30 protein-coding genes and 1 pseudogene are annotated in these 23,682 nt (G+C 57.5%); 7 read left to right on the top strand and 24 right to left on the bottom strand.

Annotated elements, in window-relative coordinates; genetic code table 11:
• Window positions 1-105: 105 nt before the first annotated feature.
• Genes FFI16_RS18215 through FFI16_RS18190 form a run of 6 tightly spaced genes read right to left on the bottom strand, consistent with a single transcriptional unit; the run spans window position 106 to window position 4,534 of the window.
• A complete protein-coding gene (locus FFI16_RS18215; RefSeq protein WP_138816198.1) occupies window positions 106-531 on the bottom strand; it encodes a phage tail assembly chaperone in 426 nt (141 codons plus the stop codon).
• A 21-nt stretch (window positions 532-552) separates the two neighbouring features.
• On the bottom strand, window positions 553-2,094 hold the full coding sequence (locus FFI16_RS18210) for a phage tail protein (protein ID WP_138816197.1): 1,542 nt from the start codon (window positions 2,092-2,094) through the stop codon (window positions 553-555).
• Window positions 2,087-2,707, bottom strand: a complete 621-nt coding sequence (locus tag FFI16_RS18205; protein WP_138816196.1) for a phage tail protein I — start codon at window positions 2,705-2,707, stop codon at window positions 2,087-2,089. The genes FFI16_RS18210 and FFI16_RS18205 overlap by 8 nt, the downstream gene beginning before the upstream one ends.
• Window positions 2,707-3,618, bottom strand: a complete 912-nt coding sequence (locus FFI16_RS18200; RefSeq protein WP_138816195.1) for a baseplate J/gp47 family protein — start codon at window positions 3,616-3,618, stop codon at window positions 2,707-2,709. Before FFI16_RS18200 ends, FFI16_RS18205 begins: the two co-directional genes overlap by 1 nt.
• On the bottom strand, window positions 3,615-3,959 hold the full coding sequence (locus tag FFI16_RS18195; protein WP_138816194.1) for a GPW/gp25 family protein: 345 nt from the start codon (window positions 3,957-3,959) through the stop codon (window positions 3,615-3,617). The genes FFI16_RS18200 and FFI16_RS18195 overlap by 4 nt, the downstream gene beginning before the upstream one ends.
• Complete coding sequence (locus FFI16_RS18190; RefSeq protein WP_138816193.1) at window positions 3,956-4,534, bottom strand: phage baseplate assembly protein V; 579 nt, start codon at window positions 4,532-4,534, stop codon at window positions 3,956-3,958. Before FFI16_RS18190 ends, FFI16_RS18195 begins: the two co-directional genes overlap by 4 nt.
• 89 nt (window positions 4,535-4,623) lie before the next feature.
• Between FFI16_RS18190 and FFI16_RS30720 the strand changes: the two genes are divergently transcribed.
• The gene (locus FFI16_RS30720; RefSeq protein ID WP_256666270.1) at window positions 4,624-5,472 is read left to right on the top strand and encodes a DUF4145 domain-containing protein; all 849 of its coding nucleotides are present in this window, start codon (window positions 4,624-4,626) and stop codon (window positions 5,470-5,472) included.
• A 1-nt stretch (window position 5,473) separates the two neighbouring features.
• On the opposite strand, the gene FFI16_RS18180 is transcribed toward FFI16_RS30720, so the two are convergent.
• The 13 genes and pseudogenes from FFI16_RS18180 to FFI16_RS18125 form a co-directional block, all read right to left on the bottom strand.
• Complete coding sequence (locus FFI16_RS18180; protein ID WP_138816192.1) at window positions 5,474-5,932, bottom strand: phage virion morphogenesis protein; 459 nt, start codon at window positions 5,930-5,932, stop codon at window positions 5,474-5,476.
• Window positions 5,922-6,404, bottom strand: a complete 483-nt coding sequence (locus tag FFI16_RS18175) for a phage tail protein (RefSeq protein WP_138816191.1) — start codon at window positions 6,402-6,404, stop codon at window positions 5,922-5,924. Before FFI16_RS18175 ends, FFI16_RS18180 begins: the two co-directional genes overlap by 11 nt.
• Window positions 6,401-6,583, bottom strand: a pseudogene (lysC, locus tag FFI16_RS30600) (Rz1-like lysis system protein LysC); the annotation flags it as partial. The gene FFI16_RS18175 and the pseudogene lysC, both read right to left, overlap by 4 nt.
• Entirely contained in the window at window positions 6,501-6,944 is a 444-nt protein-coding gene (lysB, locus tag FFI16_RS30715; RefSeq protein WP_138816190.1) for an Rz-like lysis system protein LysB, read from the bottom strand. The pseudogene lysC and the gene lysB, both read right to left, overlap by 83 nt.
• Window positions 6,941-7,144, bottom strand: a complete 204-nt coding sequence (locus FFI16_RS18165; protein WP_138816189.1) for a hypothetical protein — start codon at window positions 7,142-7,144, stop codon at window positions 6,941-6,943. Before FFI16_RS18165 ends, lysB begins: the two co-directional genes overlap by 4 nt.
• Entirely contained in the window at window positions 7,141-7,986 is an 846-nt protein-coding gene (locus FFI16_RS18160) for an N-acetylmuramidase family protein (protein WP_138816188.1), read from the bottom strand. Before FFI16_RS18160 ends, FFI16_RS18165 begins: the two co-directional genes overlap by 4 nt.
• The gene (locus FFI16_RS18155; protein ID WP_138816187.1) at window positions 7,983-8,261 is read right to left on the bottom strand and encodes a phage holin family protein; all 279 of its coding nucleotides are present in this window, start codon (window positions 8,259-8,261) and stop codon (window positions 7,983-7,985) included. The genes FFI16_RS18160 and FFI16_RS18155 overlap by 4 nt, the downstream gene beginning before the upstream one ends.
• A 1-nt stretch (window position 8,262) precedes the next feature.
• Window positions 8,263-8,616: a putative holin gene (locus FFI16_RS18150; RefSeq protein WP_064451435.1), complete on the bottom strand. Its 354-nt coding sequence runs from the start codon at window positions 8,614-8,616 to the stop codon at window positions 8,263-8,265.
• A gap of 27 nt (window positions 8,617-8,643) precedes the next feature.
• Window positions 8,644-8,856: a tail protein X gene (locus FFI16_RS18145; protein WP_138816186.1), complete on the bottom strand. Its 213-nt coding sequence runs from the start codon at window positions 8,854-8,856 to the stop codon at window positions 8,644-8,646.
• Window positions 8,856-9,317: a head completion/stabilization protein gene (locus FFI16_RS18140; protein WP_138816185.1), complete on the bottom strand. Its 462-nt coding sequence runs from the start codon at window positions 9,315-9,317 to the stop codon at window positions 8,856-8,858. Before FFI16_RS18140 ends, FFI16_RS18145 begins: the two co-directional genes overlap by 1 nt.
• 104 nt (window positions 9,318-9,421) lie before the next feature.
• The gene (gpM, locus tag FFI16_RS18135) at window positions 9,422-10,129 is read right to left on the bottom strand and encodes a phage terminase small subunit (protein ID WP_138816184.1); all 708 of its coding nucleotides are present in this window, start codon (window positions 10,127-10,129) and stop codon (window positions 9,422-9,424) included.
• Window positions 10,130-10,139: 10 nt separating this feature from the next.
• Window positions 10,140-11,192 carry a phage major capsid protein, P2 family gene (locus FFI16_RS18130; RefSeq protein WP_080520697.1) on the bottom strand — a complete coding sequence of 351 codons (1,053 nt, stop codon included), beginning with the start codon at window positions 11,190-11,192 and terminating at the stop codon, window positions 10,140-10,142.
• A gap of 46 nt (window positions 11,193-11,238) precedes the next feature.
• Window positions 11,239-12,084, bottom strand: a complete 846-nt coding sequence (locus FFI16_RS18125; protein WP_080520698.1) for a GPO family capsid scaffolding protein — start codon at window positions 12,082-12,084, stop codon at window positions 11,239-11,241.
• A gap of 153 nt (window positions 12,085-12,237) precedes the next feature.
• On the opposite strand from FFI16_RS18125, the gene FFI16_RS18120 reads away from it, so the two are divergent.
• From FFI16_RS18120 to FFI16_RS18110, 3 genes are all read left to right on the top strand, one after another.
• The gene (locus FFI16_RS18120; RefSeq protein WP_138816183.1) at window positions 12,238-13,998 is read left to right on the top strand and encodes a terminase ATPase subunit family protein; all 1,761 of its coding nucleotides are present in this window, start codon (window positions 12,238-12,240) and stop codon (window positions 13,996-13,998) included.
• A complete protein-coding gene (locus FFI16_RS18115; protein WP_138816182.1) occupies window positions 13,998-15,020 on the top strand; it encodes a phage portal protein in 1,023 nt (340 codons plus the stop codon). The genes FFI16_RS18120 and FFI16_RS18115 overlap by 1 nt, the downstream gene beginning before the upstream one ends.
• A gap of 230 nt (window positions 15,021-15,250) precedes the next feature.
• The gene (locus tag FFI16_RS18110; RefSeq protein ID WP_138816181.1) at window positions 15,251-16,015 is read left to right on the top strand and encodes a hypothetical protein; all 765 of its coding nucleotides are present in this window, start codon (window positions 15,251-15,253) and stop codon (window positions 16,013-16,015) included.
• 36 nt (window positions 16,016-16,051) lie between these two features.
• Here the strand turns inward: FFI16_RS18110 and FFI16_RS18105 are convergent, their stop codons facing one another.
• From FFI16_RS18105 to FFI16_RS18090, 4 genes are all read right to left on the bottom strand, one after another.
• Window positions 16,052-16,732 (bottom strand): SOS response-associated peptidase family protein, encoded by a 681-nt coding sequence (locus FFI16_RS18105; protein ID WP_138816180.1) that lies wholly within the window; start codon window positions 16,730-16,732, stop codon window positions 16,052-16,054.
• A gap of 24 nt (window positions 16,733-16,756) precedes the next feature.
• On the bottom strand, window positions 16,757-17,095 hold the full coding sequence (locus tag FFI16_RS18100; RefSeq protein WP_138816179.1) for a hypothetical protein: 339 nt from the start codon (window positions 17,093-17,095) through the stop codon (window positions 16,757-16,759).
• 1,132 nt (window positions 17,096-18,227) lie between these two features.
• Entirely contained in the window at window positions 18,228-18,704 is a 477-nt protein-coding gene (locus FFI16_RS18095; RefSeq protein WP_124416768.1) for a hypothetical protein, read from the bottom strand.
• Window positions 18,705-18,822: 118 nt separating this feature from the next.
• Complete coding sequence (locus FFI16_RS18090) at window positions 18,823-19,038, bottom strand: hypothetical protein (RefSeq protein ID WP_138816178.1); 216 nt, start codon at window positions 19,036-19,038, stop codon at window positions 18,823-18,825.
• A 518-nt stretch (window positions 19,039-19,556) separates the two neighbouring features.
• Between FFI16_RS18090 and FFI16_RS18085 the strand changes: the two genes are divergently transcribed.
• Window positions 19,557-19,922, top strand: coding sequence for a DUF6124 family protein (locus tag FFI16_RS18085; RefSeq protein WP_138816177.1), 366 nt, complete (start codon window positions 19,557-19,559; stop codon window positions 19,920-19,922).
• A gap of 146 nt (window positions 19,923-20,068) precedes the next feature.
• On the top strand, window positions 20,069-20,290 hold the full coding sequence (locus FFI16_RS30710) for a hypothetical protein (protein WP_138816176.1): 222 nt from the start codon (window positions 20,069-20,071) through the stop codon (window positions 20,288-20,290).
• A 100-nt stretch (window positions 20,291-20,390) separates the two neighbouring features.
• On the opposite strand, the gene FFI16_RS18075 is transcribed toward FFI16_RS30710, so the two are convergent.
• Complete coding sequence (locus FFI16_RS18075; protein WP_138816175.1) at window positions 20,391-21,578, bottom strand: MFS transporter; 1,188 nt, start codon at window positions 21,576-21,578, stop codon at window positions 20,391-20,393.
• A gap of 436 nt (window positions 21,579-22,014) precedes the next feature.
• Here FFI16_RS18075 and mqo point away from each other — a divergent pair, with 436 nt between their 5' ends.
• Window positions 22,015-23,670 carry a malate dehydrogenase (quinone) gene (gene mqo / locus FFI16_RS18070; protein ID WP_138816174.1) on the top strand — a complete coding sequence of 552 codons (1,656 nt, stop codon included), beginning with the start codon at window positions 22,015-22,017 and terminating at the stop codon, window positions 23,668-23,670.
• Window positions 23,671-23,682: the final 12 nt, after the last annotated feature.

Genomic DNA, 23,682 nt, shown 5'->3' with positions numbered 1-23,682 from the left:
TGGAATGACAGTGCACAGGCTGCCGCGCGCGCGCCGATTGGGCGAGCGGCGCGGCTTGTAAGCGGGGTGTCTACAGGATCAAGTGGTGAGTGTCCCGAAGTCGAATCACTCCGCAGTCACCGCCAGCCACCCAGGCGCTGCCGGTCGATGCTCGTTCAGAGGGAATTCGCCGGCTTCCGGCCAATCACGCAACTGTCGGCGATAGGCTTGCAGCTCCGCGTACTGGTCGGGCGTAAGGGAAGTTGGCGAACCGTCCTCGAGTTCGTCGCGATGCCGCGTTACGACGCTATCCGTTGCGGCGAGCTGCAAGTCACGCCATGCCCGTTCGACCGCTGCGAGTGCTTCTTGGGAGGGCGGTGTGGGATCCGACAGGAATGGATAACCATCCTCAGCCCAAGTGATTACCTTGCCTTCACCTTGCCCCTTCAATAGAGCGGCATGTATTTCAGCGTCAATTTCTACAGCATCCGACGGCATGAATTCGTTAATTGCTGGATCGTAAAAGTAACCAGTTTTTTTGGACGCGAACATAAATCCATCTCCTAAAGAGATCTAAATGCCTTTCGCAAAATAGGTGCTTGCTTGCGTGGCGACAGTGAGTGATGAATTCCAGAATCTGACCTGACCGGCGGATTCGTTATATGAGTTAATCCCAGGACTACCCGCCTGCGAAGCTCCCGCCCCAGCCACAATCGCCAAGGGGCCATTGGGGAATTTGATCGGGTAGTTGATCAGCACCGAACCACCAGCGGGAATGGGAGGAACGATGCCCCATTGCTCGATAAGACCGGAAGGCAGCTTTTGATAGCCGTTCGACGTAAGACGCGCGGAGAAACCAGGCGAGTATTTAAGCGAGGCGTCCCCACCATCAAAACTCCAGCCGCTCCCGCCTAACAGTCGGCGGAATAAACCCATGGAGCCGACCGGGATGAAAAATGGTCCCGGATCAGTCGCCGTATTTGTCAGGGTGTCACCCGCCGCAGCGACTACCCAGACACCGCCGGCTATTGAGCTGCCGATAGTAATCAATGACGCGGCCGCAACGCTTGACGCTTGGGGTAACGTAACCGTCGAAGTTTGCGCGAAATTGCTCAGCCTCCCGACGTCGGCTGCGGTCAGTGCGGTATCGCCCAAATAGTTCGTTTGCCCTGCATAACTGCCAAGAGCGCGCTGCACATACTCAGTAGTCGCTAACCGCTTGCTGATATCAAACTGTGCAGGGGTTGGTGCGGTTGGAGACCCCAGGAGCGCGGGAGAATTGATCGGCGCAAACCCTTGAGTCACGTTTTGAAAGGTCAATGGCGTGGTGCCTAGTACGATCACACCATCCGTGATCAACTGCCAGCGCGTATCGGCCAAAGTGGAGCCTTGCTCGACCGACACCAGAAGCGCCGACGTCACTTCTGCATTGCTATCAGCATCGTCCGAACGCTTCCATACGGCCGCCGCTGCGATGTACAGGCCGTTGTCCTTGGCGACAGTCTGGTTTTTTACCAGCACGCGATCCCCAGCAACCAACACAACACCGTCGATGGTCTGTAGGCCCGCCAGGGCGATGTTTGCCGTGGTAGCCACACGAACCGACTGCTTGTTGTCGAGCTTGTAAAGCTCTTCCATGATCCGTTGTTCGACGTACTCGCGGGTTGCCAGTACCACCGCCGAGTCAATCTTGAGCGTGATGTTGCCGGTACTGGCAACGATGAAATTCATCCGCACGACTTGAGTGCGCCCTGACCCTTGCGATAGGGCCGGCTTATAGCTGGGCGCGCAGTTCGCCACGGCCACCAGGTCACCGTCCGCGTCGTACAGACCGATCTCACGGATCCAGCGTCCGCCTTCATCGGCCGGAATGATCTGTTCAGCAATAATCACGGCGGCGTTCACGGGATCGACTCGCAGCTGATTCAGCGGGCGGCGTCGCCACTCGTTGATGAGTCGGGTTTGCAGTTCGTTCGGAATGGGGTCCGTACCATTGGCATCGCCCACGCCCATCTCGGTGAGTTTCCATGGCACGCCGAGCGCGTCGGCGTTCGCCTGCTTGGCTCTACCCACAGCGGTGAGGATCGCGAAAAACTGAGAGTTCGCATCAATCATAATAAACGTCCAGTGTGTCTATGGAGTGTTCGCGCCCGACTATGCCTATGATCCCAGTGACCTCGATATCACGCATGACCGGTGGGTAAACGTCGATTTCGTCGCCTTCGTACAAGGCAACACAAATGTTCAAAACCCCTTGTGTTTCGAGGCTGATTGCCAGGCCTGTCAGATGTCGGGTCACCGGCCTGGCGTCATCAATCAGCCAGGTGAGTTCTTGATACATCTCTTCGGTGATCCCGGTGTCGAGTACTCCGACCTTGATGGCGAAAGTACCCGGCACGCCCTGTGGGGTGGTCTGCCACCACTCCAGCACCTCAATCAGGTAGCCCAGCGGCTCGACGACTCGGCGTAGTGCGCCGATGGTGCCCTTACGCGAGTGGATGTAGTGGGATGAGCGGATGGCGGCGCGCTTGGCTGCCTCAGTCCATTTGCTATCCCAGCGGTCGACTGAAAAGGCCCAGGCCAGGTAAGGCAGCAGCGCAACCGGGCAGGTGTCCGGATTGCACAGCTGTCGTAAAGGGATAGGCACGCGCTGGATCTGCGCGAGCGCCTGCGCCGCGTGATGCTCCAAAGGGGTGGAGTTGCCCGGCAGTAGTTGCTGGACACCCATTATTCTGCGCCTCGCTTGACGTCGACACCGGTGCAGTAGGGCGCCTGGGCCTTGGTCGCGACGATATCGACCCAGCCTTCCAGCTCCACCTTGCGCACGCCTTCTACGTGAAGTGCGGCGTGGATTGCCGATTTCGACACTTCCATACCGAGGCGGCGACGTTGGTTGACGTAGGCCAACAGGCGCGCTTCGGCAGCGGCAAGAATTGGCTCGGACTCCGGCCCGGTCGACAGGAGGTAGACTTTTGCCTTGATCTGGTAGCGCACAATTTGCGCGCCCTGAACAATCAGGCGGTCGGCCACCGGCCGACGGTCCTCGTCGCTGAGGTAGGTGTTGACGACGGCGAGCAGTTCAGGCGCGGCCGTGCCATCACCCAGAAGTGATTGCACGGTAACGACGGCAACGGCAGGTGACGGGCTTTCGGCTGTGGCATCAGCTACCCGGCCATCCGCCGCCCTGGCGTGAAAGATGTAGCTGTTGCGTGGGCCGGCAGTGCTCAAACCTTCCCAGGCCATCTGCGCACGCTCGCGCAAACTGTCTTCTCCTTCCATGAGCTTTGGCACGGGGGGGATGGCGTTGGCTCGGCCCTCCTGGATCACCAGGCGCTTGACGTTGAAGTTTGCGGCCAACTGTTCCAGGTCTGTCCCTCGCGCCGTGGCGAGCAGGTTGGCCAGGGATGCTTCGTTGACGCGTTGCCGCCATACGGTTTCACGGTAGGCATTCTCCTGCAGCAGCTTGGTAAGTGGCTCGGATTCCATTTCCAGACGTGCGGCAATTTCTGCCTGTTCTTCGACCGGCCACAGGCTGATCGCATAGGCCTTACGCTCGGCCAAGATCTGTTCGAAGTCGACTTGCTCGACGATCTGCGGCGGCGGGAGTTGGCTAAGGTCGATGGCGGCGAAGCTGTTCATACACTGCCTCCCAGCTGGAGCGGCACGCTGAGGCTCAGCGGTTCATTCGTGTCCACCACTGTGGCCTCCAGATCGATCGAGGCCTGGCCTTGCATGTTCGCTCCCACAAATTGCACGCGACTCAAGCTGATGCGGGTTTCCCAGCGCATCACTGCCATGACGGTGGCCGCGTATACGCGCAGGCGGGTGACGTCGTTAAAAGGGTGGTCTACCAATTCGGGCAACAGGCTGCCGTATTCGCGGCGCATCACACGGGTGCCGATTCGGGTGGTGAGAATGTCGGTGATGGCCTGACTGATGTGATCGCGCTCGCCGATGGCGCCGCCGGTTTGTCGGTTCATGATGGGATGGGCACCCCCGACTGGTCGCCGCCGGCCTTGACGCCGGTGTGCGGGTGTTTGACCAAGCTGACACCGGCTGCAACCACGTCAATCGACACGTCAACCCGGCCGGTGACAGTCTTATTGCCGGTTTGGAAGTAGTCGCCCTGGTGTGTGATGTCGCCGACCAGGTTGATGCCGCCACGGCTGATCAGATTGGTGGTGCCGCCGTCGGCCAGGGTGGCGTTTAGGTGGTGGGCCATGCTGTCGTACTCGATCACTGTGCCATCAGCGTAGGTTCGACGGTGCAGGCCCGCGCGGTTGGCATTGGCCGGGATGTGCTCGCTATAAACGCCCGTCACGACAATGCCGTTGGCGAGCTGGCCGGATGGGCTGAACAGGATCACCTGCTCCCCGATGGTGGGCGGATCCCACTCGCGGTCGGAGCCTGCGCGCAACGCAAGCCAGGGGAGCCAGGCGGTAGTCAAAGTTCCGGTTGTTACCTGCACGCGCGGGGGCTCCATCTGCACGGCGGCGATGACGCCGAAGCGGATGAGGTTTTCGAGCATGCGGGAGACGGCGGCGAGATCGTTCATGGCGCCGATGGTGGCGCCACGCGCGTGGGAGCGCAGCCCTTTTGGCTTGTAGCGAGCTGGCTTACAGATCAGTAAAGTATCTACTTCGAATGGGCGGCATAGACCGTCGCCCTTTTTTGGCCTATGACCGTCAAGGGAATGCTATGAAATACGTGTCGCCATCCGTAAAAGAAACAGCGTTTAATTGCCCGCACTGCGGGGCATTGGCTAAACAGTTTTGGAATTCAATTTATTTATCTCCCTGTCGCGATGATCACCCGTTGCCGAGTATTTATACCCAGAAAGATATTGATGATTTTTCTGCAGGCCAGGACCTTCGATCGCCTGAGGTGAAAAGTGCGGTTGATTGGTTGCAAGAAATGATTCTCGGTTATCCTTCGATTGAAGTCGAGAGTGATTCCATCCACTCTAGAAGCCGGCTAATAAACTGCAACGCCAGTCGGTGCTATAACTGTGATCGCATTTCTATTTGGGTGTACAACAAACTAATGTACCCGATAGTCGGCAGTGTGGTTGCTGCAAATCCAGACATGCCCGACGATATTAGACGTGATTACAATGAGGCTGGTTCTATATTGGACCAGTCACCCAGAGGCGCCGCCGCTTTGTTGAGGCTAGCGATACAGAAGCTCTGTAAAGAGTTAGGCCAGCCGGGTGAAAACATAAATAATGATATTAAAGCTCTCGTTGCCGCTGGCTTAGATTCGCGCGTGCAAAAGGCGCTAGATGCGGTCCGCGTGATTGGGAACTCCGCAGTGCATCCCGGAAAAATTGACATAACTGATGATCGTGCAACTGCTGAGTCATTGTTTAAGCTTATTAATTTGATTGTTGATAAGACAATTTCTGAAGCTAAGCATGTTCAGGAGGTGTACGACTCTCTGCCAAAAAATTTAATTGATGCTATTAATGAACGAGACACCCCAAAATCAAAATGAGTCATTTGGTGAGGTGATTCAACAGTCCTTCGCGGATCGAATCTAGATCCGCTCCGTTAAATCCCAGTAGCTCCCGTTTATCGTAACGAACATCGGGAGCGCCTTGTTCTGCACGATCTTTTAAACCGTATTGGTGAACCCTAGCGATCCGAGCTATTCGTCCGGTGAACCCTACCGTAACTGCATTGCTGTCGCCTCGGGCCTTCATGTAGGTCGCCGTGCGCAGCTTTTTGAACATATCAACCTTGCGCTGGATGCGGCCCTGCTTACCCCGCAAGTCCCGCTTTTTACGTGGCGCGAACTTGCTGCCGTCCGGGTTTATCTGAGTCTGCACCCGCTTTTGCTGGCTACGTCGCAGTTCCTGGCCAATGGAGCGGGCAACCTGATTCCGGGCCGCGGGCTGGAGCTGCTCCAGTAGGCCGGCCGCCCAGGTTTCAAGCGCTTCCAGTTTATCGACCATCTGGTACTACCCATTCGTCGGCATTGCCTTTGGATCCTGGCACCCAGTTCGGATCAAGATAACCTGCCACACGCTGTGGCTCGCCGGCATGCCTCACGGTGGTATTGCCCTGGTCATCCTTGCCTATCACCACCCGCTCTGTCAGGTGCAGTGTCAGGCCGAGGTCTACTTTGTCCTTGTCGAGAATGTCGGCCTCGAACTGCACGCCGTTTTGCGCTTTATCGTAGTTCTCCAACAGTTCAGGCTGATTGACGCTGATCCATCCGAGCAGGGGCAGCATGACGCTGTCAGGGTGGCCCGAAAATGCGGTCATGATGATCTGCAGATCGTAACTGTATTCAAAGGACAGGCTTGCCGCAGCGGTGCAGCGGACCTTGCCGTTGTCGATGAATATCAGCAAGAGGTCGGGGTTGTGCTGGAGTTCGGCGACGGTGGCCAGCAGATGAGCGCGCAGGCTTTCGGGCTTGTTCATTGAGCAGCCTGCTGATGTTGATAAATCATATCGACTTGTGCGGCGCAGTCGGCCCAAGCGGTTTCAACGCGGTCCTGGTCGGTGAGTTGATCGCCGTTACTGCGAGGGCTGGTCGCCGGCAGTTGGCACGGCACCACGGCCGGACAGCCAGTCACGATAAGCGGCGGCGCCGGTGATGGCGGGGCGCTCGCGCAGCCGCCGAGCAGCGTCAGGCAAAGGCTGATCAGCCCATTTTCGAAGGTCGTCATTTTCAAGCTTCAGTTCCTCTATTGTCCGCTCGCGCTTTGCCAGGCTCAGGCGCAACTGATCCTGTTGGGCCCGCAGGTTGCTCTGCGCGTCACGCTCCTGTCTCAATATGTCGGTAAGCGTGTTGGCAGTTTTCAGGTTACGGTCGGCGTCGTCGCGGGCGGTCTTCGCTGCATCTTGTGCCTGTTCGGTTTTGCCCTCAGCGACGTCGATGCGTGTTTCTTGGATCCAGATCAGCAGACCCATGGCGCCGAGCAGTGCGGTGCCATACATGGTCTGGCGCAGGGTAATCACGCGCGGTACCAGCCGAGCTTGTTCATGGCCGCAGTATCGAGCTGCTTAATTGGGCCGCGCACGATCACGGCACGGGCGCCGTTCATTATCTGGATGGACTCGGCCAACAGCTGCATGTCGTCCTGTTCGGTCGATTCGGGAACTACCAGCAGGTCACCGTCCTGCACGCGTAATTTTTGCACTGCTTTGAAGTCGATCATGCCGCCACCCCTTGCCCGCACTCGCAGCTGGCGTGCCGTTCGTAGGCGCGCTGTAGCTTGGTGTCGTAGAGATTGCGCAAGTAATCCGGCCCGTTATAAAGCCGGGCGAACTCGGCCCATTTGCGGGCTTTCAAGGCCTTGTGCAGCACCGGATCGGTTTCGATGAAGCGGGTGAAGGCGTCGAACTGTTGAGATTCGCCGGCACTCATCGCCGCCACGAAGTCCTGCACGCTGGCGTAGCCGAGGCGTTGCCAGTGGAACCCCATGATCTGAAAGGCGCCCCAGGACGCTGACTCCAGGGCGGCGGTGTCATCGATCAGACGGGCCATTGCCAGGCGCTGGTGTTCGGCGGTACCACCGATGTAGCCGCCGGCCTTCGGGTTGACCAGGGCTGGGTTAGTCGCGGTCAGTTCATCGGCGTGGCGTTTGACCTCTGCAGGGTCATCCCCCACGCGCCGAACCTTGGCGAGTTGGCGGTACATGATGTGCCGTTCGAACAAGATCACTGGCTTGCCGTTATCGAGGAAGCCCTTGCCTTTCGATTCCACTTCGTTGACTGCGTAGATAGTTGCCAGCGGCACGCCGAGACGTTCAGCAGCGTTTACCAAGTCATTGTTGCGCAGCAGCTGGGCACAGTCGCCACCGGCGAGGCTTGCTTGGGTCTTGGTGCCAGCGACGCCATCGGCTACCAGACCAACTTTCAGCTGGTATGCGCGCACGGCTGCCTCCGTTGCATCACCGTAATGGCCGTCCGGCACCAGAGTGGCACCTTGCCTGTTGAGGTTTTTTTGCAGGATAAGCACGTCTTGCGAACGGTCGCCATGGCAAAGGGTGGTGGTCATGCGCTGGGCCTCAACAGGGCGGCGACGTTGCCGCGTGAACGGAAAATAAGGATGCAGAGCAGCACGATGGATGCAGCCTGCCCGAGGCTGGTTGGTTGACGGTCCAGCAAGATTTCTAGTCCGCAGATGCACAACGTGGCGCCAAACAGGCTTGCCAGCAGCGAGATGCTGCGGCGGTACCGCGCATCGCCTCGGGTGTAGCAGGCCAGGCGCAGGGCACTCAGCAAGTAGGCAATTGCCGCGATCAACTGCACGGCCAGTTCGATGTTCGGCATGTCAGGTGCCCCCTCGGATGCGACGCCAGATGTCCCAGATATCCGCCTTTTCCACCCAAACCATCAGTTTGATGCTGATCGGGATGACCACCAGGGCACAAATAAAGGCGCTGCCACCGCTGGTGATAAACGGGATTGCCTGCAGGGCCATGGGCGCGAACAGATAGCCCACGCCGGCCGACAGGAACAGTGAGCCCAGTCGCTGCCAGACCTTGAGGTCACGCTTGGTGCTGGTAACCAGCCAGGCACCGAGGATGGCGCCGAATAGCGCGCCATCGTCGATGACGGGCGTGACGCTCGCCAGGCCCAAGCCAATAAGCAGGCCGGACACAACGCTGGAAGTCGGATCAGCCATGGTGTGGGTTTCCTTGGTTGCAGAGGATCAGTCCCATAGGTTCACCATCTGCCGCTGGGGCGCGCTGGTTTGGGCTTCGGGCATGTTGATGACAAGGCCTTGAGGCAGGGTTGGCCCATGGTCGGCCAGGCCGGGGTTGGCCTCCAGCACGGCCTCCGTGACGCCCGCAGTGCGGCCGTAAAATCGCCAGCAAAGGGCATCGACCGTGTCGTTTTGGTTCGCGCGGACGGCGGTGGGCATCAGATCAGCTCCACGGTGGTGCGGCTTTTTTCAAGAAAGTCGCGGATGGCCCACCGCAGGTCGCGCCGGTAATCGTCGATGCTGGGGGCAACCTCTTCGGCCTTGTTGTTGCCCGTGTTGGTAGCGCTGTAGTCGCGGTACCGCTCGCACACTTCGGCGCCGGTGCCGGCTTCGATCGCTCGGCGGTAGAGGTGGGCCTTTACCGATACGTCTTTGATCCGATCACCAGGGACTTCATCCAGCGTGGTGTAGCCGGCGGCCTGTTGAGCTGCTCGCCAGTCGCTCAACTCACGGTTGAGGTTGATTGCGGCAGCGATCACGGCGGTTTCCAGGCGAACTGAGGTGACGCTGGCATCGATTCGCAGTGTGGCGCGCAGGTTGTCCAGATCAATCGACGGCCAGAACGGGTCGGTGTTGATATGGCCGCTGGCGACGGTGCCGCTGGCAACAAATGCGCTCATGAGACTGCACTCGAAAATAGATCGCCGGTGGTCGGGGCTTCACGTTCAGGAGGAGCGGCCTGGCCGATCCGCCCCGAGCCGGCGGGGTGCGTGGGAACGCTCGGTTAGCTGCTGGGAGCAGCGTATTTCTTGAGGAGGCGCTCAACGCGCTCCAGATCCTTTTTGCCGCCGCAATTGCTGTGCAGGTCGATGGCTTTACTCAGGTGAGCCTTTGCTACCACCAGAAACCCGACATCAGTTGTCGTGAGGTTTTCGTTCGGCACTTTTGCGGCGTTTTCCTTACCAATTGCCAGGTGCAGCTTGGCGCGGGCTTGGTCGGGCATGTCCTGTTCGGCGGTGATGCGGGCGGCCTGCTCCAGAATCCACAGCGGGAAACTGTCGCCCGCCTTTTGTGCCTTAAGGGCCGCTTCGGCGATTTCCTCGGCGATCAATGTGCCAGTGGAGCGCTCGAAGCGGTCCGGCATTTTTAGGCCGTGCTTGATGACGTATTCGGCGATCTGCAGCGCTCCGGCGTAGCCTCCGGCATCAATGCACCAGAGCATGATGGTGGTGAGCACCTCGTCTTGGGCGCCGTTGCCGGCATCCAGTACACCTTGCACATAGGGTTCGTACTCAGGGATCAGCAGAGCCTTGAGCTCGGCTTTGCCCTGGTTGGACTGCACCTGCTTTAGACGCGCGCGGTGCTGTGCCAGCTGGGCGAGTTGGTGCTCGTAGGCGGTTGCACCTTCCATTGAAGTGGCCGGCGCAGTTGCGGCGGACTCAATGGCTGCGCGTTTGCGCAGCTGGTTGCGTTGGGCTGGTGTCTGGTGCATGGCGCGCCTCTTATGCCCCGGTTGGAGCTGGGTAGTTGACGGCCGTGATGTTTTCCACCAGGGCGACCAGGCCGAAGTCTTCGATCACGTAGGCTTCGTTCGAGGACTGGTAGTCGGCGATACGATCCAGCTCAGGTTCGTCTTTCAAGTGACGGCGACGTGCACCGTTCTGGTAGTAGATCGAAAGGTTGCTGAGGGTGGTGACCAGTACGGTGTTATCCGGGAAGAACGGAGCGTCGACGACCGGCAGGCCACCCAAACGGGCGCGGCTGACAATCTCTTGAGCGGCGTTTTCTTCCTGGTTGGAGTCGGCCCCCTTTTCCACGGCTGCCAACAGTTTGCTGTGCATCAGGTTGCGGGAAACCAATACGCGCAGATCCGGGCGGGTGCGGTGCCATGGGTCGAGCATTTGGATTGCGTCGAACACCAGGCCGTCGAGGTTGGCGTAATCACCTTCAAATACGGTATCGACTCCCGCAACCTTGATGACTTTGCGGGGGCCAATGGTGGCCGTGTCGAGCACGCGGTCATCGGCGCTGAGGCGGATTTTTTGCAGCCAACCGATGTTGACGTCTTGCAACAGGGGATTGGCGGCGCGGTTGGTGGTTGCAGCGGCGCTGGTGCCGTTGAAACCGATCATGATGCGGTCCAGGGCCTGGCGCAGGATGATCGCGTTGCTCAGCTTGACTTGGAAGTCTGGAAACTTGGCCCAGGCATCCAGCAGCGCATAGGGGAACGCGCTGTCGAAGTTGGTCTGTTTGCAGATGTAGGTGTCTTTGCTCAGTGTGCTGCGGCTCAGCGGGCTGCGGCGAGTGCCACCGGAGGTATCGGTGCGGCTTGCTACCGGGCCATTGACACCCAGCAGCAGGGCCTCGCCTGACTGCTCGTCGACGCCGATGATATTGATCTGTTTCAGGAAACCATCGGACTCCTGCACTGCAACTTCCAGTTTTTGCTGGATGCTGGGGTCGACGCTGAATTTTTCGTGGGCACTGGCTACGCCATTGAGCAGGGCGATCTGCACGGCCAGGGCGGCGAAGGCGAAGCGTGTTTCTTTACGCATGGGGGTGTTCTCCGGTGAATAGGCTTGTCGGTGTCGGGCCGTGTGTTCAGTAAGCAGTCAGTACGGTGCCTGCACCGCCCGTGCTGTGCGGACGCTGTGGTTGGCTGAGGTCAGCGGTTTGGCCGAGCTTGGTTTTGAGCTCTTTCAGCTCGGTATCCAGGCTGGTGAACTGCTTTTTCAGATCTACCAAGGCCTTGCTTGAAGCGTCGGCTTGCTCAGCCTGCTGGGTGGCGAGGGTTACCAGGCTTTCCAGCGCTTCACCGATGTCGGAGAAAGTGTTGGCGTCCTTGCCATCCTTGTCCTTGCTCATTTTGATGAACTCACCGAGCTTGGCCTTGATTGCTGCAAAAGCACTCGGCTGGTCGGTGACTTCCTCGAATTCGAGTGAGGCTTCCTCGGCAGCGCTGAACAGGTTGTCTTTGTCCTGTTTGCGTCCGGCCAAGGTGCCATGTGTAGCGCTGAAGCTCAGGGCTTCGGTGCCCAGGCTGGCAGGGGTGTCAGTGATGGCGAGGCCGACCAGGTAGGCCTTGCCGCTATCGGCAAACTTTGGCTGGATCTCGACCGAGGTGTAGACCTTTTGACCGGCCTTATTCAAGGCCAAAAGCGCGTCATTGGGTTCGAGCTGGGCGAACAACGCCAGTTTCTTGATGCCGGCAATGTCGACTTCTTCAGCCTTAAGCGCCACTACGTCGCCGTACGCGCCGAATTCACCGCCGGGCCAGTATCCCTTGATGTGTTCGCAGTTGATGCGAGCGCCATAGGTGTTCTGGCTGTACTGCGAGGCCATGTCGTCAATCCAGCTCCGCTCGATGATGCGGCCATCGGTGGTCGCGCCTTCTACGGCAATGCGGGTCCACTTGGAGCGGAATTTCTGTTTGGTGCTGCTGGCCATGGGGAGTCCTCAGTGCGGTGGCGGCGAACTGCCGTTGCGATGTGGGCATGGTCGGCAGCTGCGGCCTCGCGGGCAACGAGCCGCACTTGTAGAGCAAGGCTCTACAGGGAGAGAGGCGGGTGTACCACGCGCGCGGAAGGCAGCATCTGCGCCATGAATGCTCTCGCTGAAATTCCCATCCGTGATAACCGTCGCCAGGCCAAATTTTTGTACTGGACGGGTTGGCGCATCACTGAAATTGCCGAGTACCTGGACGAAAAAGAGAAGACCGTCCACAGCTGGAAAGCCCGTGACGAATGGGACCGGGCGGATAACGTCGAGCGAATTGGCGGGGCATTGGAAGCACGGTTGGTGCAGTTGATCCTGAAGGAAGGCAAGACCGGCGGCGATTTCAAGGAAATTGACCTGCTCCACCGGCAGTTAGAACGCCAGGCCCGAATCGAGCGGTTCAAGGGCGGCGGTACCGAGTCTGAGCTAAACCCGAAACTGAATGACCGCAACAGCGGGCCCAAGAAAAAACCGAGCCGCAATGAGTTCAGTGAAGAGCATATCGAGCTGCTCACCCAGGCGTTTGTCGATGGGTGCTTTGGTTATCAGTTGGATTGGTACAAGGCGGGTAATCAGCGCACCAGGGCCATTCTGAAAAGCCGGCAGATCGGGGCGACTTTCTACTTTGCTCGGGAGGCGTTGATTGATGCCCTGACCACGGGGCGTAACCAGATCTTCCTGTCGGCGTCGAAGAATCAAGCGCACATTTTCAAATCGTATATTCAATCTTTTGCCAGGGAAGTCGTCGGCGTTGAGCTGACTGGCGATCCCATCACGCTCGCGAACGGCGCGGAGCTGCACTTCCTGGGCACGAACGCACGAACCGCCCAGGGCTACCACGGCAACTTCTACTTCGATGAATTCTTCTGGACGTTCAAGTTCAAGGAACTGAACAAGGTCGCCTCGGGTATGGCGATGCAGAAGCAATATCGCCGCACCTACTTCAGCACGCCGTCGAGCATGGCCCACGAGGCATACACGTTCTGGACGGGTGAGCGATTCAACAAGGGCAAACCCGCCGCCAACCGTATTTCGGTAGATGTTTCCCACGATGCCCTGCAGCAGGGGCGGTTGTGCGAGGACAAGGTGTGGCGGCAGATCGTCACGATTTTGGACGCCGAGCAGCGCGGTTGTGACCTGTTTGACCTTGAGGAGTTGCGTCAAGAGTACGACGCTGAGGCGTTCCAGAACTTGCTGATGTGCCAGTTTGTGGACGACGGGGCGAGCATCTTTCCTCTGTCGATGTTGCAGTCTTGCATGGTGGACAGCTGGGTCGAATGGGCCGAGGACTACAAACCGTTGGCACCGCGACCGTTGGCCGACCGTCAGGTGTGGTTGGGTTATGACCCGGCCGAAACAGGCGATAGTTCCGGTCTGGTGGTCGTGGCACCACCGATGGTACCAGGCGGTAAGTTCCGGGTTCTTGAGCGGCACCAGTTCCGTGGCATGGACTTCGCGGCGCAGGCCGAGTCAATCCGCTTGGTGACCCAGCGTTACTGGGTGACCTATATCGGCATTGACACAACCGGCATGGGCTCTGGCGTGGCGCAGCTGGTGCGGCAGTTCTTTCCCGGACTGACCACGTTCAGCTATTCGCCAGAGGTTAAATCGCGCTTGGTGATGAAAGCCTACGACGTGATCCACAAGGGCCGGCTGGAGTTCGACGCCGGCTGGACGGACTTCGCGCAGTCACTGATGGCTATCCGCAAAACCATCACCGCCAGCGGCCGGCAGTTCACCTATACCGCCGGACGCAGCGAATCAACCGGCCACGCCGACCTGGCCTGGGCGCTTTTCCATGCACTACACCACGAACCGCTCGAAGGGCAGACGGCTGCCAATACCGGGCGGATGGAGCTTTTTTGATGAGTACGAACAATGAGGTGGCGGTTGCCACGGAGCAGGCCGTGAGTGAGCACAAGTCGGTGGCGTTCACGTTTGGCGAGCCGGAGTCGGTGTTGTCGGCCAGGGAAGTATTCGATTCGTTGGAGTGCTGGTTTAACGGGCGCTGGTATGAGCCGCCATTGTCGCTGGATGGACTTGCTCGGTCGGTTAAGGCGAGCGTTCACCTCGACTCGGGGCTGCGTTTCAAGCGTAACCAACTGACCCGCACGTTCATCCCGCACAAGCTGCTAACCCGCGAGGCGTTCGACCAGTACGCTCAGGATTACTTGGCGCTGGGGAATGGTTATGTGGAGGCACGGCGGTCACTGTTGGGCACGCCAGTAGCACTAAAACCATCGCTGGCTAAATACATGCGTGTCGGGAAGGAAAGGCGTTTCTTTCAGGTGCAAGGCTGGAAACAGGAGCATGAGTTTGATCAGGACAGCATCTTCCATTTGCGCGAACTCGACCTACATCAAGAAATTTACGGTTTGCCCGAGTGGCTGTGCGCGCTGCAATCGGCGCTGTTGAATCAGTCGGCGACCTTGTTCCGCCGCAAGTACTACGAGAACGGCAGTCATGCGGGCTTCATCCTGTACATGACGGACGCGGCGCAGAACGAATCCGACATCGAAGATCTGCGCACGGCTTTGAAGAACTCCAAGGGGCCGGGAAACTTTCGAAACCTTTTTGTGTACGCGCCGAACGGGAAGAAGGAGGGTATTCAGCTGATACCGGTGAGCGAGGTGTCGGCAAAGGACGAGTTCAACTCGATTAAAGATCAGACCCAGGGCGACGTGCTTGCTGCTTTGCGGGTTTATCCTCAATTGATGGGAATCGTGCCGAAGAACGCGGGGGGCTTTGGTTCGCCGAAGGAAGCGGGGGAAGTTTGGGCAACCCTGGAGCTTGAGCCGATTCAGACTCGCCTTGCCCTTCTAAATGATTGGGTCGGCGAGGAGGTCGTGCGCTTCAAGCCCTTTGAACTTGGGGTGGGGGAAAAATAGTACGCAGTCAACCAAGCATCGGACTGGCAGGCTGACACTGGGTTCACTCTGAATCACTCGAATGTGCCGGTGATCAAATGTTAGTAAAATGCATAGGTCTAGTTTTTCCCTGCTCACGTTTTAATTTTTAGGCTATTTTGTATTTTGAGATGAAAATTAGGAGCACAGTGGAGCTGCCTTATTTTCCAAATGGTAGATTTCGCTAAGATATTCTAAAAAAGAGAGAAAATATGAAGGCTTTTGGATTTGGTGCTCCAGTTTTTGCAAAGTTCTGCGATCAAAAATATAATATAAAGTCTGGTTGTAATACCGTGCGTCTTGGTACGTTGTATGGGTATAGAACTATTGAGAATGAACTTCTCAGGGATAATGGGGAGGGGACATTCTCTTATGTGCTAGAGTTTCCCAATTATCTTGAAGCTTCTCCTCAGTGGTTGGCGTCTTTTGAGTTTGGGGGCGGTGGTCGAGTTCATATTGGTGATATGCAGGTTGCTAATGGGCATATAAAGGTAAAGAATTTGAACATGAGTGGGTCGACGCACAATTGTTGGATCTACTGTATATCTAAGAGTGTTGGAAGTGCCGGGAGTATCACTGATGCCCACGCAGATAAGTGGACTATTGCTGCCGATAAACTCTCTGGTTTTGCAAATTACATTGGTAGTGTGTTATGGAGTGAACTGACCTTTCAAGACCTGCCTCCTGATTTAACTGAAAAATATAGTCTTCAGGAAATTCAGCAACGTTTGAGTTTGAATGTTGAAATAAAGGAGGTGGAATATGTTGATCGGTTTGTACTTGTTAAGGATTCAAAAGAATTTGGGGTTTCTGATATAGAGGAACTTCGGGATAAGGTTGCTTTTATTAAGCCTGTAAAATTTAAGGATGAGCAGGAGGTGAGAATTGCTTTTTGGCTGATGTTTGAAGGTAAGAAAATATCGATCGTCGATAAGCCAAAGTCTATTAGTCTTCGTCCTGTGGATAAGCTTCTATAGGCATATTATCTTCTGAGGGTGTCATTGAGTATTCTACTAACGAACCTTCTGAATCAAACTGGCTTCCTTGTTTCTTACATTGCCCACGGCGGTGCTGACCTTGAACCATTCAAAAGTCTCGGCCGGCTCGCCCTGGTGCAATACCATCTGCTCGGCACGCTCCTTCGGCGTAGCTGGGTTCAGCCATTCGCGGGCAAGGTCCGGTGTGAGTACCACGGGCCTTCTGTCATGGATGTCCACCATGCCACCAGCGCTATCAGCGGTGATGATCACAAAGCCGTCATGCTCTCTTGGGCCTTCATCTGCGTCTGGTAGTTGACCAATAGCTGCGCACAAGATCGGCGCGCCGTCCCGCCTGCGGATCAGATAAGGCTGTTTCTTCGGTCCGCCCTCATCCACCCACTCGAACCAATTGTCGATGGGAGTGATCGCACGGTGTGGCCAGATCGCTCTGAAGAACGGGCCGTGGGCTACCTTTTCAACGCGTGCGTTGATGGGCGCGGCGCGGTCTTTCGCCCAATGCGGGCGCCACCCCCACCGCACGGGATCGGCGTGCAGTAACTCACCCTGCTGGTGCAGTAACGCCACGTAAGTCGTTGGGGCGACGTTGTACCGCTCGATCGGCTGATCACCCACCGAGTTTGCCAGGGCATTGGGCATGCTCAGCGCCGCGACAAATTCGTGGATTCCCCGGTACTGCGACAGTCTTCCGCACATGGCAAACCCTCTTTCAGTTTGACGTTAGACAATCGTGGTCGGCCGAGGTCTCATTTCATTGACGATGCGCCGCAGCTCATCCGCCTCCCGCCTGTTCACATTGGACAATGTGGTCAAGTCCGCGATTTGCTTACGCATTGATGCGGCTTCGGCTCCACGTTCCCGGAGATACCCCGCAAACTCCGTATTCTTCGCCTGGGCTTCCAGCAGCATTTGACTGATGCCGTAAACGTCCGCACGGGCTTTGCGTAATTGCTGGTTGAGTTCCTGGATCTCGTTCTCCAGCAGATGGCAATGCTGTCGGTACATCTGCAGTGGTGTGGGGAGGCCAAGCCATCCGAGGGTGTCTTCATCATTGTCCATGGTTACGAATCCATTGCTGTATGCACATACAGTAAATGACGTTTGGTCATGATGCGATTTGAGGCGACGAGCTGCAAGGCAGAGGAGGGGGTTGAATCGGAAAAGCCAGCGGGAATAGATGAAAGTTTGCCCTTCATCAGCGTGAAAAAACCCACTACAACATAGCATTAGCAGGGTGTCACGGCAAGTGTAAGGGGCTGCGCGGGCCAATAAACACGGGCCTTTTAGCGCGTCGCTGACTGCCGATCGAAGCCAGGGTTGTAACACGCTCGCAGTTCCCTGATTGGGGAGTTGACGTGCCACATTCAGGGGGGGAAGTGACGTGCTACAGGCTGCGGGTAGGATCGTCTGCACCTGGCGCGCGCCGTCGTCCCCCCACCTCGCCTGCGGGCTAAATGGGTCGTTTTTTCTGCGCACCTGCGTACCACTCTCGATGGCGTAGGCTGGGGGCTTGCTTGGCGTTTTAGAGGGAGAAGAAAGCCTGCGGAATCCTGCGAAGGTGGAGGTTTTTGGCAACGCTCATAAGCACGCCCACACAGCTGAATTCAGTAGGTGCCTCGGGAAAAAGGTTAGTTTTTTTTTGAGGGTGGTGTTGTGACTTGGAAGGCCCGTGTTTGTTGGGCTTGAGACCTAACTTTGATGGGTTAGGTTGGGTTAGGTCAAAGGTTAGTAATTAGTAAGTCGTTGTTTTTAAAGGAATTAATATATTGAATATTTAACGCTAATAAAGGTTAGGAACTAACCAGTCCTAACCCAAAAGCTAACCTTGTCAACCGTTCGAAAAGCCATAACAAACAAGGCTTTCAAGGCGCTCTGAAAAAAACTAACCCTCCTAACCTCTTTCCCGTGGGTCAACATGAAAACTTGAGAGGTGACTAGGGCGGGCTGCTTTTGAAGCCGTATGCGGCATTGCGCAGTACGCACGACCTTCGCGTTCACGCGACAGCGTCAGATATTTACTTTTACATGGGATGTTGGTGGCGACACGTCTCTCGTACTTAGCGATCATGCTCAGCCATTACCAAGGGTGATGCTAGACCAGGCTCCCGGGGTCTGGTTTCCGTCAAGCGCAAAAAAGCCCGCCGGGGCGGGCCTTGATGTGGAGGGCCTTGAACATAGGGCGCGTTCTAGCTCACTGTGTGCGATTGGCATTAAAGCTGATTCTAGAGGCAAACCAAACGCATACCAGTGAAGTGAATAACTCTAGAATTTCTTTAGGCTGGGTTGATTCTTCGTACTCCGGCCCGCAGGCTTTCTTCAAGTATTGAGAGAGCGGAAGCAACTCCACACTACCGATTTTGAAGTCAATATTGTGACTGAGCTTATTCCGGAGGTTGTTCATATGCTTGATAGCGGGAATGGAGTTGTACTTCTCCGGATAACCATCTGCAGCAAGAAGCGAGACTTTCTGCCCAAACGACTGCCTAGAGGAATCCCAGTCCAGCTTGGGGTATTGTGACTTCAGATACTCATCAAGGTAGTGCTCAATGATGAGATGGCAGGACAAAAAATAACCAATTAACTCGTAATTCAAGTTATCGAGGCGCTGCCAAGTGAGTTTGCCATCGCGGGTTTCACCGACTAGAGGAGGAAGGCTCATGTTGTTCATAGAAAGACTCAATTTTTGATTCTGCGGCCGGCTTCGCTTGGTGCGGGGCCGTTGGGGGAATTGGGCATCATGTACTCCGGAGACGCCTTATCAAACTGGCTGCATTGGCGTAAATTTTTTATAGACGATCCTGCTTTTTCAGCTTGGCTAAGCCTTGTTTGATGTGGCCTGCATTCTCACCAAGCGTTTGAAGGGCGCCACGGACGTTTCCACCAGTCGTCAATTCGCCACCCTCTTCTGTCCATAACACCAGCTCCATTAACGCCGCCTCTAACGCCAGTTGGTTCTCATACATCCTTTCCAGCACATCCGCTAGTGAGTATTCGCTCGCCATCAATATCCCCCTGGTTCCTAAAGCTTGAAGCATAGCAGCGGATTTCGCGGAGCCGATACGTGCGAAGAGCTACCGTCCTTTGCAGGGGAGTGGTACAGAAGTGGTACAGGGCTTTTTATGGTTCGCTACAGGGTGCGTATCTAGAGGCCTGTAGAGTTAGTGGTTCCAATCCATCATCGGAACGACTCACAAAGTATGGAGTGATCTCGGGAACTGGCTAAAATCCACTGAGAAAATTCCCACGCTTTTCTCAGCTTGCCCCTCAGACCACCCCTAGCTAACCTCCCCAAACCGCTGGAAACCCAGCGGCCGGATGTGGAAGTCCGTACCAAGCTAAGACGCAATCGTCACAAACACCTACCGGCGTTTTTTTACGTCTGTATCATGTGTTTCGGCGGCTGTGCGCGGGGCACTTCGGTGCGCCGGGTCCTTAGCCCTGGTCTTCCACACCTGCGTACGGCTGCCACCCTCATGTGGAAGTGAGATTGGCAGTTCCTGAACAGTTAAGGAGCTTCGCCATGTACAAGGTCACACCGAATCCGCCTCATGCTTCAAACGCTGAACCAACTGATGCCAAGCTTCAAGCTGCGGCTCAACGCGCTATTCATCACTACCTGCCGCCATCTGACGACGATGCAATCTCTGAACCCGTCCCCGGCAACCTATTCTCCGTCAGCCCGAACATCGACACCGAAACCCTCCTAGCCAACGCCGCCGAGCACCTCGATTCGGCCAACCAAATAACCGCCACCCTGGCCTTCGACCTCGAAGACCCGCACCGCGCCATCATCCTGGGCATCCAACAACTCATCGACCTAAGCGCTTTACTCGTCGCCCGCGCCCAAGAGCAAGTCGCGCCTGCTGCCAGTCCAGCCAACGCCTGACCTCCAACCCCGCCGCCTTACCCCAAGGCGGCAACCTGAACCCATGCTGTCATCCCGCAAAATTTCATAATCCCCAGCGCCTTTGAGGTCTACGATCCTCTTCAAGAGAGGACCCCCGCGCCTCCAGCCCATCGGGAACTGAAAACATGATCTCGAATCTGGTTAAAGTCGCGCTGATTGCTGGCACGTTGCTGTTGGGCGCTTGTTCGACGGGGTCGTCGGGTGGGAGGGGTGACCCTTGTTTTACTGGCGGATGCCAAGCGTTTGGGGACCATAGCCCGAGCAAGGCGGCCAAGATGAGTTTTGGCGGGAGTGGGTTGGGGAGTAGTTATGGGGAGTATGGGTCGGGGTTGTTGCATGATGATTGATGGGGTGGTGGGGCAGTCGTTGACTTGGTGACTGACCCACCGCTTTCGCGAGCAAGCCCGCTCCCACATTGGATCTTGGGTGGGCTTTAAAAAGGTGGTGTCAGTGGCCGCCTTTCATGCGGCGGGCGATGAGGTAGAGGCCCAGGCCGACCAGCGCGGTGGCGGCGCCGATGTAGCCGGTGCTGGTCCAGCCATATCCCGCTGTAATTGCCATCCCGCCAAACCACGGCCCTAGCGCGTTTGCCAGGTTGAACGCTGCGTGGTTGGACGCTGCCGCCAAACTAGGGGCTTCGTGGGCAATGTCCATGAGGCGGATTTGCAACGGCGCTGCCATGGCAATCATGGTGCCGACCAAACCGATGCCCAGCAGTACGCTCCACAGCGAGCTGGCGGCGAAGGTGAAGAAGATCAGCACGGCCATCGACCACACCATGATCCAGCCCACGGCGCGAAATTGCATACGGTCGAACAGTTTGCCGCCGGCGATGTTGCCGATGATGCCGCCTACGCCAAAGGCGGCGAGGCCGAAGGGGATCCATTGGGGCGAGACTTTGGTCACTTCGAGCATGGTCGGGGCGAGGTAGCTGAACACGCAGAACATGCCGGCAAAGCCAATCGCGCCGATGGACAGGGCCATCCACACTTGGGGTTTGGTGAAGGCGCGCAGTTCTTTGCGCGGGTCGCTGCGCGGTTCGTCGTGGCGGTCGGGGACGAATTGCCAGACCAGGGCGATGGTGCACAGGGCGATGGCGCTGACCAGTGCGAACGCCGAGCGCCAGCCGAGGTGTTGGCCGAGGAAGGTGGCGATGGGGTTGCCGAGCAGCATGGCCAGGGTGAGGCCCATCATCACGCGGGCTACGGCGCCGGCGCGTTTGTCGTTGGGTACCATGCCGGAGGCGACGACGGCGGCGATGCCGAAGTAGGCGCCGTGGGGCAGGCCGCTGATAAAGCGGAAGGCCACCAGCGAGCCGAAGGTCGGGGTGAAGGCGGTGGCGAGGTTGCCCAGGGCGTAGAGGCCCATCAGCAGTAAGAGCATGTGTTTGCGCAGCAGCTTGGCGCCGAGGATGGCCAGCAGTGGCGCGCCGACCATCACACCGAGGGCGTAGGCGCTGATGGCGTGGCCGACTTGGGGTTCGCTCAAATTCAGGTTCTGGGCGATGTCAGGCATCAGGCCCATGATGGCGAATTCGCCGGTGCCGATCGCGAAGGCGCCCACGGCCATGGCCGCTTCCATTTTGGCGGCGCTGCGCGCGGGCAGTACGTGCCCGGGTGTTTGCTGGATAGTCATGGGTAACTCTGTAGGAAAAAAGTGCACGAAGGACAGTGGCCGATGCTACGCAAGCCGCCACGAAGGTGTCTAGAACAGCGTTTTGCGCGAGCGTTCAGTTTGATTAAACACCCTGTGACCCCAGGTCGCGGCTGTGACGCTTGACACCTGCGGGTTAAAAGCCGCGATTTAGCGCTGTCAATTGGCCAAACGGCGCATAAATGCGGTTCAGCGTGATATTCTGCGCGCCGTCTTGGTCTAGTCTTTCCCCGGTGCGTACACCCGTATACGTCCCGGCGGTTGGCTGTCGCCCAGGTAGCTGAAGCCAATAATGATAAGAAGTCAGCGCAGAAGGGACAAAAACAGTGAGGTCGCTACGTCGGCCTTGTGTGCCCACCCTACGGCCTGCAGAGTCAGGGGCGGTGGGGCGGATGGCGTTTTATCATAGGTGCTACTGATGTTTAAAAAAGTAAACACTGCCCTGCTGGGGCTGGCTTTGTCGATGGGGATCACGTCCGTTCACGCGGAAGAGGCAAAGAAAGTCGATGTGCTGCTGATCGGCGGCGGCATCATGAGTGCGACCCTGGGTGTTTGGCTCAATGAGCTGCAGCCGGACTGGTCGATGGAGATGGTCGAGCGCCTCGATGGCGTGGCCGAAGAAAGCTCCAACGGCTGGAACAACGCCGGTACCGGTCACTCGGCCCTGGCCGAGCTGAACTACACCCCGGAAAACAAGGACGGCACCGTTGAGATCCCGAAAGCGGTCGAGATCAACGAAGCGTTCCAGATTTCCCGTCAGTTCTGGTCCTGGCAGGTACAACAGGGCGTGCTGAAGAACCCGCGTTCGTTCATCAACTCCACTCCGCACATGAGCTTTGTGTGGGGCGATGACAACATCAAGTTCCTGAAAAAGCGCTACGAAGCCCTGCAAGCCAGCCCGCTGTTCGCCGGCATGCAGTACTCCGAAGACCCGGCGCAGATCGCCAAATGGGTTCCGCTGATGATGGAAGGCCGTGATCCGAAGCAGAAGATCGCCGCCACCTGGACCCCAATTGGCACCGACGTGAACTTCGGCGAGATCACCCGCCAGTTCGTCGCGCACCTGCAAACCACGCCGAAGTTTGACCTCAAACTGTCGAGCGAAGTGCAGGACATCACCAAGAACGCCGACGGTTCGTGGCGTGTGAGCTACAAAAACCTGAAAGACGGCACCAAGACCGAAACCGACGCCAAGTTCGTGTTCATTGGCGCGGGCGGCGGTGCACTGCACCTGCTGCAAAAGTCGGGCATTCCTGAAGCCAAGGAATACGCAGGCTTCCCGGTTGGCGGTTCGTTCCTGGTGACCGATAACCCGGCCATCGCCGAACAGCACATGGCCAAGGCCTACGGCAAGGCTTCGGTTGGCGCGCCACCAATGTCGGTTCCGCACCTGGACACCCGCGTGCTGGATGGCAAGCGCGTGATTCTGTTTGGCCCATTCGCAACCTTCTCGACCAAGTTCCTCAAAGAAGGCTCGTACCTGGACCTGCTGACCAGCACCACCACCCACAACATCTGGCCGATGACCAAAGTCGGTATTCGTGAATACCCATTGGTCGAGTACCTTGCTGGCCAACTGATGCTGTCCGATGACGACCGCTTCAAGGCGCTGCAAGAGTACTTCCCGAACGCCAAGCAGTCCGACTGGCGCCTGTGGCAAGCCGGCCAGCGCGTGCAGATCATCAAGCGTGACGAAGAACAGGGCGGCGTCCTGAAGCTCGGCACCGAAGTGGTCAGCTCCGCCGATAACACCATCGCCGGCCTGTTGGGCGCATCGCCAGGCGCGTCCACCGCGGCTCCGATCATGCTGACCGTGCTGCAAAAAGTGTTCAAGGACAAGGTGGCGACCCCTGAGTGGCAAGCCAAGCTGCACCAGATCGTACCGAGCTACGGCACCAAGCTGAACGACAGCCCTGAGGCTGTTGCGAAGGAGTGGGCTTACACGGCCGGCGTCCTGCAACTGACCCCGCCGCCTGCCATTCCACAGCTGAACGCGCCAAAGGCAACCGAAGCCACCGAGGCTGCCAAGCCTGCGGCTGAGCCGAGCAAGCCGGCATCTGACCTGGCGCTGTAAGCCAGGCCTGAT

Origin of the sequence: Pseudomonas sp. KBS0710 (assembly GCF_005938045.2) — a bacterium.
Taxonomy (GTDB): Bacteria; Pseudomonadota; Gammaproteobacteria; order Pseudomonadales; family Pseudomonadaceae; genus Aquipseudomonas.
The sequence above is the reverse complement of the archived record's forward strand: the minus strand, read 5'-3'. Positions and strand labels throughout refer to the sequence as shown.